The following is a 1,012-nucleotide window of genomic DNA, read 5'->3' on the forward strand; positions in this document are numbered from 1 at the left end:
GGTGAGGGCCTTCCGGGTTCGGTGTGGATTACGACGTCTACACCGACCTTGAGAAAGGCCCTCATGCACCACCGTAATGCCCCGTTGACCGAGACCGGGCGTCTGCGCCTGGCCCGCTGCGTCGTGGACGACGGCTGGCCCCTTCGCCGGGCCGCCGAACGCTTCCAGGTCTCGCCCACCACCGCTCAACGGTGGGCCGACCGCTACCGCCGGTTCGGTGAGGCGGGGATGACCGACCGATCCTCCCGTCCGCACCACAGCCCGCGCCGCACCCCGACCCGCACCGAACGCAGGATCATCAAGGTCCGCCTCCTCCGCCGCTGGGGACCGGCCCGCATCGCACACCTGCTGCGCCTGGTCCCCTCGACGGTGCACCGCGTCCTGACCCGCTTCGGCCTCGCGCGCCTGGCCCATCTGGACCGGGCCACCGGCCGCGTCATCCGCCGCTACGAACGGGAGCGGCCCGGCGAACTGGTCCACGTGGACATCAAGAAGCTCGGGAACATCCCTGACGGCGGCGGGCACAAGGTCCTGGGCCGCCAGGCCGGCCGCAAGACCCGCGCCGCCGCCGGCTACAGCTACCTCCACACCGCTGTCGACGACCACTCCCGCCTGGCCTACAGCGAAATCCTGTCGGACGAGCGCAAGGAGACCGCCACCGCTTTCTGGACCCGAGCCCAGCGGTTCTTCGAACAGGCCGGGATCACCGTCGAACGTGTCCTGACCGACAACGGCTCCTGCTACAAGTCCCGCGACTGGCGCGACACCCTGGCACAGGCCGGGATCACCCACAAACGAACCCGGCCCTACCGGCCCCAGACCAACGGCAAAGTCGAACGCTTCAACCGCACCCTGCTCGACGAATGGGCCTACGCCCGCCCCTACCACTCAGAGCAGGAACGACGCGACGCCTTCCCCAACTGGCTCCACACCTACAATCACCACCGCGGACACACCGCACTCGCAGGCCAACCACCCGCCAGCCGCGTCCCCAACCTCACAGGGCAATACA

Annotated in this window: 1 protein-coding gene; it reads left to right on the forward strand. The window is 69.3% G+C overall.

Annotated elements, in window-relative coordinates:
- Window positions 1–63 precede the first annotated feature (63 nt).
- The coding region (locus ACYVPE_RS39830; RefSeq protein ID WP_461038733.1) for an IS481 family transposase at window positions 64–1,012 on the forward strand (949 nt) is incomplete at its 3' end.

The sequence above is a fragment of the Streptomyces mayteni genome (assembly GCF_054783955.1).